We start from the raw sequence: 10,944 nt of genomic DNA on the forward strand, positions 1-10,944 counted from the left end.
GCGCAGTTCCCCGCGCCCCTCCAGGGCGGCCCTGCGGGTCTGCCCTCCCAACCTGGCCGCCCGGTCGGCCCAATGGTGCGCGAGGACTGGTGACGGGGTCCGGAATCGGGTACATACGATCGAGTAGCACCGGTCAGTAACGTAATGGACCAAGATCCCTATTCGCGGCGAGGTGAGCCTCTTGTCCGCAACACCCCACCAGCCCGCTGTCACCCAGCCTGCTGTCACCCAGCCTGCTGTCTCCGAACGTGAGGCCCGTCAGGTCGCCGAGGCCGCGCGGGAGCAGGACTGGCGCAAACCCAGCTTCGCCAAGGAGCTGTTCCTCGGCCGTTTCCGGCTCGACCTCATCCACCCCCACCCGATGCCCGCCGAAGAGGACGTCCAGCGGGGCGAGGAGTTCCTCGCCAAGCTGCGCGACTTCTGCGAGACCAGGATCGACTCCGCGCGCATCGAGCGGGAGGCACGCATCCCCGACGAGGTGATCAACGGGCTCAAGGAGCTCGGTGCCCTCGGCATGAAGATCGACACGAAGTACGGCGGCCTGGGCCTGACGCAGGTCTACTACAACAAGGCGCTCGCCCTGGTCGGCTCCGCGAACCCGGCGCTCGGCGCACTGCTCTCCGCGCATCAGTCGATCGGCGTACCGCAGCCGCTGAAGATCTTCGGCACTCAGGAGCAGAAGGACGCCTTCCTGCCGCGGCTGGCCCGCACCGACATCTCCGCCTTCCTGCTCACCGAGCCGGACGTCGGCTCCGACCCGGCACGCCTGGCCACCAGTGCCGTACGGGACGGCGACGACTACGTCCTCGACGGGGTGAAGCTGTGGACGACCAACGGCGTGGTCGCCGACCTGCTGGTCGTGATGGCGCGCGTGCCCAAGTCCGAGGGGCACAAGGGCGGCATCACCGCCTTCGTCGTGGAGGCCGCCTCGGAGGGCGTCACCGTCGAGAACCGCAACGCGTTCATGGGGCTGCGCGGCCTGGAGAACGGCGTCACACGCTTCCACCAGGTCCGGGTGCCCGCCGCGAACCGCATCGGTCCGGAGGGTGCCGGGCTGAAGATCGCCCTGACCACGCTCAACACCGGTCGGCTCTCGCTGCCCGCCATGTGCGTCGGTGCCGGCAAGTGGTGTCTGAAGATCGCCCGCGAGTGGTCGGCCGTGCGGGAGCAGTGGGGCAAGCCGGTGGCCCACCACGAGGCCGTCGGCACGAAGATCTCGTTCATCGCGGCGACCACGTTCGCCCTGGAGGCCGTCCTCGACCTGTCGTCCCAGATGGCCGACGAGGACCGCAACGACATCCGTATCGAGGCCGCCCTCGCCAAGCTGTTCGGCTCCGAGATGGCCTGGCTGATGGCCGACGAGCTGGTCCAGATCCGCGGTGGCCGCGGCTTCGAGACCGCCGACTCGCTCGCCGCCCGCGGCGAACGGGCCGTCCCCGCCGAGCAGATCCTGCGCGACCTGCGTATCAACCGCATCTTCGAGGGCTCGACGGAGATCATGCACCTGCTGATCGCGCGGGAGGCGGTCGACGCCCACCTTTCCGTCGCCGGTGACCTCATCGACCCGGACAAGTCCCTCTCGGACAAGGCGAAGGCGGGCGCGAGCGCCGGGGTCTTCTACGCCAAGTGGCTCCCCAAGCTGGTCGCGGGCCCCGGCCAACTCCCGGGCTCGTACGGGGAGTTCCACCCGGCCGGACACGTCGACCTGTCCGGCCACCTCCGATACGTGGAACGCGCCGCCCGCAAGCTCGCCCGGTCCACCTTCTACGCCATGTCCCGCTGGCAGGGCCGGATGGAGACCAAGCAGGCCTTCCTCGGCCGGATCGTCGACATCGGCGCCGAACTGTTCGCGATGAGCGCCGCCTGCGTCCGCGCCGAACTGTTGCGCACCACCGAGGCGCACGGCCGTGAGGCGTATCAGCTCGCGGACGTCTTCTGCAGCCAGTCCAGGGTCCGAGTGGAGGAGTTGTTCGGCCGCCTGTGGTCCAACACGGACGACGTCGACCGCAAGGTCGTCAAGGGTGTGCTCGGCGGCGCCTACACCTGGCTGGAGGACGGGATCGTCGACCCGTCGGGCGATGGCCCGTGGATCGCCGACGCGACACCCGGAGCATCCGAGAAGGAGAATGTCCACCGCCCCATCCGTTGACCTTTTTCCCAGAAACACACTGCTGTCCCCGTCGTCATTCTGCTGCTTGCCGCACCGAAGTTGTGCGTCAACAATGAGTGGAATGGCGAACGGGGGCAGGATATGCGCCACGGTGTGGGGGAAGAATACAGTCAGGGGATTTCTGTCCAGTTGACGCGGGCTCGCGGGGAAGCCCGACGACAACTGGACGACACCGAACTCGTACGGGCGTTGCGGACGGTGCGGGACGAGGTCCGCCCGCTGGCGGACAAGCTGAGCCAGAGCGCGCCGGAGTCCTTCGAGCCGCACCGGGACGCGCTCGCGGTCCTGCTGAACGACTGCGCGCTCGCTCTCCTCGACGAGGAACCACGGCCGTCGGTCGCCTCCTTCGGCCCGCTGACCGTCCGAAGGATCGACCTGCGGGACGTCGATTCCCTGCTCGACGCCGGACGGCCGGGCGAGCGGCCCGTGATCCAGCAGCTTTTCCGCGGCGCGGTGGAGTACGCCAAGGACCCCGTACTGCGCGAGGTGATCAAGGCGAATCAACAAGGCGTCCACATTCTGCAGCGGGCCAACCGCTGGATACGCATGCTCGTGGACGCGAGTCTGTGAAGGGTGAATTCAGCGAGCCGGTGAATCATCGCGGTGATCGCGGTGATCGCGGGCGATCACGGTGATTCAGTGGGGGTAATTCCAGTGCCGGTACTCGGTCTCGACAACATCACCGGCAGGATCATGCGGGCCGGTGAGGGAAGAATCCTGCGCAGACTGGAGCGCGTCGCCGAACAGGTGGGCTCCCTCGAAGCGGACTTCGAGCAGCTCACCGACGACGAACTCCAGTCCCTCACCCCCGAGTTCAAGGAGCGGTACGACTCCGGGGAGAGCCTCGACGACCTGTTGCCGGAGGCCTTCGCCACCATGCGCGAGGCCGCGCGCCGCACGCTCGGGATGCGCCACTTCGACGTACAGATCATGGGCGGCGCGGCGCTCCACCTCGGCAACATCGCCGAGATGCAGACCGGTGAGGGCAAGACCCTGGTCGCCACCCTGCCCGTCTACCTGAACGCCCTGACCGGCAAGGGAGTCCACCTCGTCACGGTCAACGACTACCTCGCCCAGCGCGACGCCGACTGGATGGGCCGCGCCTACCGCTTCCTCGGGCTGACCGTGGGCGTCATCAAGACCCAGTCGACGCCGGCCGAGCGGCGCGCGCAGTACGCCTGCGACATCACCTACGGCACCAACACCGAGTTCGGCTTCGACTACCTGCGCGACAACATGGCCTGGTCCAAGGACGAACTGGTCCAGCGCGGACACCACTTCGCGATCGTCGACGAGGCCGACTCGATCCTCATCGACGAGGCCAGGACCCCGCTCATCATCTCCGGCCCGGCCGACCAGCCCACGCACTGGTACGAGGCGTTCGCCCGGATGGTCACCCGGATGCGCGGAGTCGCCGTCCAGGACGAGAACTTCACCACGCCGGCCGACAAGGACCGCCTCGCCGGGCTGCGGGCCACCCACGACTACGAGTACGACCCGAAGAAACGCACCGTGGCGATCCTGGACCGCGGAGTGGAGTTCCTCCAGGACCAGCTCGGCATCGAGAGCCTCTACGAGTCCGACCACACACCCCTCATCGGGCACATGAACAACGCGCTCAAGGCGAAGGAGCACTTCAAGAACGACAAGGACTACGTCGTCGTGAACGGCGAGGTCCTCATCGTCGACGAACACACCGGCCGCATCCTCGCCGGACGCCGCTACAGCGAGGGTCTGCACCAGGCCATCGAGGCGAAGGAGGGGGTGACGATCAAGGAGGAGAACCAGACCCTCGCCACGATCACCCTGCAGAACTTCTTCCGCCTGTACGAGAAGCTCGGCGGGATGACCGGCACCGCGATGACCGAGGCCGCCGAGTTCCACCAGATCTACAAACTCAGCGTGGTGCCGATCCCCACCAACCGGCCGACGGCCCGCGCCGACGACGCCGACCAGATCTACCGGACCGTCGAGGCCAAGTACACGGCGATCCTCGACGACATCGCCGACAAGCACGAGAAGGGCCAGCCCGTCCTCGTCGGCACCACCTCCGTCGAGAAGTCCGAGATCCTCGCCGCACAGCTGAAGAGGCGCGGCATCCCGCACGAGGTGCTCAACGCGAAGAACCACCGGCGCGAGGCACAGATCGTGGCCCAGGCCGGCCGCAGGGGCGCGGTCACCGTGGCCACCAACATGGCGGGCCGCGGCACCGACATCATGCTCGGCGGCAACCCCGAGGCCATGGCGCTCGCGGAACTGGACCGGCGCGGGCTCACCCCGGAGGAGAACCCGGACGAGCACCGGGCGACCCTCGACCGGATCAAGGAGACGGTCGCGGCCGAGCACGACGAGGTGAAGGAACTCGGCGGGCTGTACGTCCTCGGCACCGAGCGCCACGAGTCGCGCCGCATCGACAACCAGCTGCGTGGCCGCTCCGGCCGCCAGGGCGACCCCGGCGCCTCCCGCTTCTACCTCTCGCTGGGGGACGACCTGATGCGGCTGTTCCGCGCCCAGGTCGTCGAGCGCGTGATGTCGATGGCGAACGTCCCCGACGACGTCCCCATCGAGAACAAGATGGTCACGCGCGCCATCGCCTCCGCCCAGTCCCAGCTGGAGCAGCAGCACTTCGAGTCCCGCAAGGACGTGCTGAAGTTCGACGAGGTGCTCAACCGCCAGCGGACCCTCATCTACGCGGAACGCCGCCGGGTGCTGGCCGGGGAGGACCTGCGGGAACACATCCTCCGCTTCATGGACGACACCGTCCGCGCGTACGTCGCCGGGGAGACGGCCGAAGGATTCCCCGAGGAGTGGGACCTGGAGCGGCTGTGGGCCGCCTTCGCACAGCTCTACCCGGTCAAGGTCACCGTCGAGGACGTGGAGGACGCCGCGGGGGGCGACCGGTCCGACCTCACCCCCGACGGGCTCGCCGACGCCGTCATCGACGACATCCACGCCCGCTACGAGGAGCGCGAGGCCGAACTCGGCGCGGACGCCCTGCGGGACCTGGAGCGCCTGGTGGTGCTGTCGGTCCTGGACCGCAAATGGCGCGAGCACCTGTACGAGATGGACTACCTCCGCGACGGGATCGGCCTGCGCTGGACACTCGGCCGGGAGCCGATCGTCGAGTACGAGCGCGAGGGCCACGACATGTTCGTCGCGATGAACAGCGCGATCAAGGAGGAGTCCGTCGGATACGTGTTCAACCTGGACGCGGCCGGGCAGGGCACCGGCGGTCAGGAGTCCCTCGATGCGGGCCGGCGCACCGACGGGCTGCACTTCAGCGCGCCCACGCTGGACACGGCGGAGGGGGTGGTCGAAGGAGACTTCGAACCTTCGGATGCGCCTGTGCCTGTGCCGGTGCCTCCGGCGGAGAGCGGGGGCGGTGTGAAACCGCGCTCGCAGCGGGCTGCCAGGTCGAAGGGGCGCCGGAAGCGCAAGAGGTAGGGGGTCTGTGGGTTTGTGGGCGGCTGCGGGGTCGGTGGGGGCTTGTCGCGCAGTTCCCCGCGCCCCTTACGGGGCGCCTCCTACGGGGGCACCGCGCGCCCCTGTGAGGGCTCTCTTGGGGGCGCCCCTGTCCCGGCCGTGTGGTGTTGCGGCAACAATGGGGGGATGAGCGACAGTCCAGCCCCCCTCGCCGATCCGCATCTCGTCTTCGATCCCGTGGACGGAAGTCGGGATGTCGTGATCCTCGGTTCCACCGGATCGATCGGCACCCAGGCCATCGACCTCGTGCTGCGCAACCCCGGCCGGTTCCGGGTGACCGGGCTCTCCGCGGCGGGCGGGAGGGTGGAGCTGCTGGCCGAGCAGGCGCACCGGCTCGGCGTCCGGACCGTGGCCGTGGCGCGCGAGGACGTCGTACCGGCACTGCGCCGAGCGCTGTCCGCGCGGTACGGAGCGGGGGAACCCCTTCCCGAGCTCCTCGCCGGCGCGGACGCCGCCACCCAGCTCGCCGCCTCCGCGGGCCACACCGTCCTGAACGGCATCACCGGCTCGATCGGCCTCGCCCCCACCCTCGCCGCCCTGGAGGCGGGCCGCACCCTCGCGCTCGCCAACAAGGAGTCGCTCATCGTCGGCGGCCCCCTGGTGAAGGCGCTGGCCGCGCCCGGCCAGATCATCCCCGTCGACTCCGAGCACGCCGCCCTGTTCCAGGCGCTGGCCTCGGGCACCAGAGCCGACGTACGCAAGCTCGTCGTCACCGCCTCCGGCGGCCCCTTCAGAGGACGTACGAAGGCCGAGCTGGCCGATGTCGCCCCCGAGGACGCCCTCGCCCATCCCACCTGGGCCATGGGGCCCGTCATCACCGTCAACTCCGCGACCCTCGTCAACAAGGGCCTCGAAGTCATCGAGGCGCACCTCCTCTACGACATTCCCTTCGAGCGGATTGAGGTGGTCGTGCACCCCCAGTCGTATGTCCACTCGATGGTGGAGTTCACGGACGGATCGACGATGGCCCAGGCGACACCCCCCGACATGCGCGGACCGATCGCCATCGGTCTCGGCTGGCCCGAGCGCGTCCCCGACGCCGCGCCCGCCTTCGACTGGTCGAAGGCGTCGAGCTGGGAGTTCTTCCCCCTCGACAACGACGCGTTTCCGTCGGTGGGGCTCGCCCGGCAGGTCGGGGAGCTCGCGGGCACGGCCCCGGCGGTGTTCAATGCGGCGAACGAGGAATGCGTGGACGCGTTCCTGAACGGCACTCTGCCGTTCAACGGGATCATGGAGACCGTCACCGAGGTCGTCGCCGAACACGGCACGCCTGGCTCGGGAACCTCGCTCACCGTCGCGGACGTCCTCGAAGCGGAGACCTGGGCACGTGCCAGGGCCCGTGAACTGACGGCCCGGGCGACACCCCGTGCAACAGCCAGGACGACGACCCAGAACACAGCTCAGACAACACCACAGACAACACCACAGACGACAGCTCAGACGACAGCTCAGACGACAGCCATGACAACGGCGGAGGCTCGTGCATGACGACCCTGATGATGATCCTCGGCATAGTCGTCTTCGCGGTCGGCCTGCTCTTCTCGATCGCCTGGCACGAGCTGGGGCATCTCTCCACGGCCAAGCTGTTCGGCATCCGGGTGCCGCAGTACATGGTCGGCTTCGGCCCGACGATCTTCTCGCGCAAGAAGGGGGACACGGAGTACGGGGTCAAGGCGATTCCGCTCGGCGGCTACATCCGCATGATCGGGATGTTCCCGCCCGGCCCCGACGGCCGTATAGAGGCACGGTCCACCTCGCCGTGGCGCGGGATGATAGAGGACGCCAGAGCACAGTCCTTCGAGGAACTCCTGCCGGGTGACGAGGACCGCCTCTTCTACAAGCGCAAGCCGTGGAAGCGCGTGATCGTGATGTTCGCCGGCCCGTTCATGAACCTGATCCTGGCCGTCGCGATCTTCCTCGGCGTGATGATGAGCTTCGGCGTCCAGACCCAGACCACCACGGTCGGCAAGGTCTCCGACTGCGTCATCGAGCAGAGCGAGTCCCGGTCCGAGTGCCAGAAGGGCGACACGGCCGCGCCCGCCAAGGCAGCCGGCCTCCAGGGCGGTGACAAGATCGTCGCGTTCGACGGCGAGAAGGTCACCGACTGGTCCGCCCTGCAGGCCGACATCCGCGCCAACCCCGGCAAGGACGTCGCCCTGACCGTCGAGCGCGACGGCAAGCGGGTCGACCTCTCCGCCCACCTGATCCGCAACCAGGTCAGCAAGACCGACGGCGACGGCGGCTACGTGGAGGGCAAGTACGTGTACGCCGGCTTCCTCGGCTTCACGCCCGCCTCCGGCATCGTCCAGCAGTCGTTCGGGCAGTCCGTGGACCGCATGGGCGACATGATGCAGAACGGCGTCGAGTCGCTGATAGCACTGCCGTCCAAGATTCCCGCCCTGTGGGACGCGGCCTTCAGCGACGGCGAACGGGAGGCGGACTCCCCGATGGGCGTGGTCGGCGCGGCGCGCGTCGGCGGCGAGGTCTTCACGCTCGACATCCCGCCGGAGAACCAGATCGCGATGATGCTGTTCCTCGTCGCGGGCTTCAACCTCTCCCTGTTCCTGTTCAACATGCTCCCGCTGCTGCCGCTCGACGGCGGGCACATCGCGGGCGCCCTGTGGGAGTCGCTGCGGCGGGCCGCGGCGAAGGTGCTGCGCCGGCCGGACCCCGGTCCGTTCGACGTGGCGAAGCTGATGCCGGTCGCGTACGTGGTGGCCGGAATCTTCATCTGCTTCACGATCCTGGTGCTGATCGCCGACGTGGTTAACCCCGTGAGAATCTCCTAGCCATACGGAGTTGGCGGCGGCCGGACAAGATGTATGCCCGGCCGCCCCTCCATCGGGTGGTCCCGCCCAGCGGATGTGCTCCGGCCTTCGGGGGTGCCGTAATCTCGGTGGCTGGAGCCCGTCAGCTTTCGGGACCGACCGAATCCTTACCTTGGGGTTGCACAGCAGATGACTGCGATTTCACTCGGCATGCCGGCCGTTCCGACCAAGCTCGCCGAGCGCCGCAAGAGCCGGAAGATCCAGGTCGGAACCGTGGCCGTGGGCGGAGACGCACCCGTCTCCGTGCAGTCGATGACGACGACGCGTACGTCCGACATCGGCGCCACGCTTCAGCAGATCGCCGAGCTGACCGCGTCCGGCTGCCAGATCGTGCGCGTGGCGTGCCCCACACAGGACGACGCCGACGCGCTCGCCACCATCGCCCGCAAGTCACAGATCCCGGTGATCGCGGACATCCACTTCCAGCCGAAGTACGTCTTCGCGGCGATCGACGCCGGCTGCGCCGCGGTGCGCGTGAACCCGGGCAACATCAAGCAGTTCGACGACCAGGTCAAGGAGATCGCGCGAGCCGCCAAGGACACCGGCACGCCGATCCGCATCGGGGTCAACGCCGGCTCCCTCGACAAGCGCCTGCTCCAGAAGTACGGCAAGGCGACGCCCGAGGCGCTGGTCGAGTCCGCGCTGTGGGAGGCGTCCCTCTTCGAGGAGCACGACTTCCGCGACATCAAGATCTCGGTCAAGCACAACGACCCCGTGGTCATGGTCAACGCCTACCGCCAGCTCGCCGCCGCCTGCGACTACCCGCTCCACCTCGGAGTGACCGAGGCGGGCCCCGCCTTCCAGGGCACGATCAAGTCGGCGGTCGCCTTCGGCGCGCTGCTCAGCGAGGGCATCGGCGACACCATCCGGGTCTCCCTCTCCGCCCCGCCGGTCGAGGAGATCAAGGTCGGAATGCAGATCCTGGAGTCGCTGAACCTCAAGCAGCGCCGGCTGGAGATCGTCTCCTGCCCGTCCTGCGGGCGTGCCCAGGTCGACGTCTACAAGCTGGCCGAAGAGGTCACCGCCGGCCTTGAGGGCATGGAAGTACCGCTGCGCGTCGCGGTCATGGGCTGCGTCGTGAACGGGCCGGGGGAGGCCCGCGAGGCAGACCTCGGCGTCGCCTCCGGCAACGGCAAGGGCCAGATCTTCGTCAAGGGCGAGGTCATCAAGACCGTCCCCGAGTCGAAGATCGTCGAGACGCTCATCGAGGAAGCACTGAAGATCGCCGACCAGATGGAGGCCGACGGAATCCCCTCCGGGGAGCCGTCGGTATCGGTCGCGGGCTGACGAATACCTGGGGGCGCGGCTACCTGGGGGCACGGCTACATAGGGGCGCGGGGAACTGCGCAATCTTTTAAGCGGGGTCTGGGGGCGCAGCCCCCAGTAGTGACGGGAAGGGTAGGGGCGGCGGGGGCGAAAAGGCCCCCCGGACCCACCGTGCGGCGCACCACATACTCGCCAGGTACAGTGCGGAGATCAGCAGACCTGATGGTGAAGGCTCCGTACGTGTTGACGCAGACGACCACCAGAGTCCTCGAACCGAGCGACCTGGACGCCGCGCTCGCCGTCCTCGACAGCGAGCCGGTCGCGAACGCCTTCGTGGCGTCCCGCGTACAGATCGCGGGCCTCGACCCCTGGCGCCTCGGCGGCGAGATGTGGGGCTGGTACGAGGACGGCATGCTGACGTCCCTCTGCTACGCCGGCGCCAACCTCGTCCCGATCTGCGCCACCCCCCGCGCCGTACGGGCGTTCGCGGACCGAGCCCGCAGGGCGGGCCGCCGCTGTTCCTCCATCGTCGGCCCCTCCGAGGCCACGGCCCAGCTCTGGCGCCTCCTCGAACCCAACTGGGGCCCCGCCCGTGAGGTCCGCCCGCACCAGCCCCTGATGGTCGCCGACCGGCTCCCCGCCGACATAGCCCCGGACCCGTACGTCCGTCGCATCCGCAAGGACGAGATGGAGACGATCATGCCGGCGTGCGTGGCGATGTTCACGGAGGAGGTCGGCGTCTCCCCGCTCGCGGGCGACGGAGGCCTGCTCTACCAGGCGCGGGTCGCCGAACTCGTCGGCTCCGGGCGCTCGTTCGCCCGCGTCGACCGCGACGGCCGGGTCGTCTTCAAGGCGGAGATCGGCGCCGCGACCACCCAGGCCTGCCAGATCCAGGGCGTCTGGGTCGCCCCCGAGTACCGCGGCCAGGGCTACGCGGCCCCCGGCATGGCGGCCGTCCTGCGCTACGCACTCGCGGACATGGCCCCGCTCGTCAGCCTCTACGTCAACGACTACAACACGGCCGCCAGGGCGACGTACCGCAGGGTGGGATTCCAGGAAATCGGCGCGTTCATGAGCGTCCTGTTCTGATCGGGCCGAAGCCACCAGGGCCAGGGACCGCGCTTCCTGAGCCGGCCGGCTCTCAAGGGGCGCGGGGAACTGCGCGCCCAGCCACCCCGGACCCGCACCCGTCCCACC

General features: G+C 68.9%; 6 protein-coding genes and 1 pseudogene. All 7 read left to right on the forward strand.

Features of this window, described 5'->3' with window-relative positions; translation table 11 throughout:
- The first annotated feature begins 181 nt into the window (after positions 1–181).
- The 7 genes and pseudogenes from AOK01_RS35775 to AOK01_RS35805 all read left to right on the forward strand — a co-directional run bounded on the left by AOK01_RS35775 (position 182) and on the right by AOK01_RS35805 (position 10,836).
- Positions 182–2,149 (forward strand): acyl-CoA dehydrogenase family protein, encoded by a 1,968-nt coding sequence (locus AOK01_RS35775; RefSeq protein WP_055519104.1) that lies wholly within the window; start codon positions 182–184, stop codon positions 2,147–2,149.
- Positions 2,150–2,299: 150 nt separating this feature from the next.
- A complete protein-coding gene (locus AOK01_RS35780; RefSeq protein WP_157871631.1) occupies positions 2,300–2,740 on the forward strand; it encodes a hypothetical protein in 441 nt (146 codons plus the stop codon).
- Between the two features lie 123 nt (positions 2,741–2,863).
- Positions 2,864–5,614, forward strand: coding sequence for a preprotein translocase subunit SecA (secA, locus tag AOK01_RS35785; protein WP_055519106.1), 2,751 nt, complete (start codon positions 2,864–2,866; stop codon positions 5,612–5,614).
- A 165-nt stretch (positions 5,615–5,779) separates the two neighbouring features.
- A pseudogene (gene dxr / locus AOK01_RS35790) lies at positions 5,780–7,030 on the forward strand (1-deoxy-D-xylulose-5-phosphate reductoisomerase); the annotation flags it as partial.
- 107 nt (positions 7,031–7,137) lie between these two features.
- Positions 7,138–8,442, forward strand: a complete 1,305-nt coding sequence (locus AOK01_RS35795) for a M50 family metallopeptidase (protein WP_055519101.1) — start codon at positions 7,138–7,140, stop codon at positions 8,440–8,442.
- A gap of 168 nt (positions 8,443–8,610) precedes the next feature.
- Positions 8,611–9,768: a flavodoxin-dependent (E)-4-hydroxy-3-methylbut-2-enyl-diphosphate synthase gene (gene ispG / locus AOK01_RS35800; protein ID WP_055519103.1), complete on the forward strand. Its 1,158-nt coding sequence runs from the start codon at positions 8,611–8,613 to the stop codon at positions 9,766–9,768.
- A 219-nt stretch (positions 9,769–9,987) separates the two neighbouring features.
- Positions 9,988–10,836, forward strand: coding sequence for a GNAT family N-acetyltransferase (locus AOK01_RS35805; RefSeq protein ID WP_055519108.1), 849 nt, complete (start codon positions 9,988–9,990; stop codon positions 10,834–10,836).
- Positions 10,837–10,944: the final 108 nt, after the last annotated feature.

The sequence above is a fragment of the Streptomyces aurantiacus genome (assembly GCF_001418335.1).
In the GTDB taxonomy this organism is placed as follows: Bacteria; Actinomycetota; Actinomycetes; order Streptomycetales; family Streptomycetaceae; genus Streptomyces; species Streptomyces aurantiacus.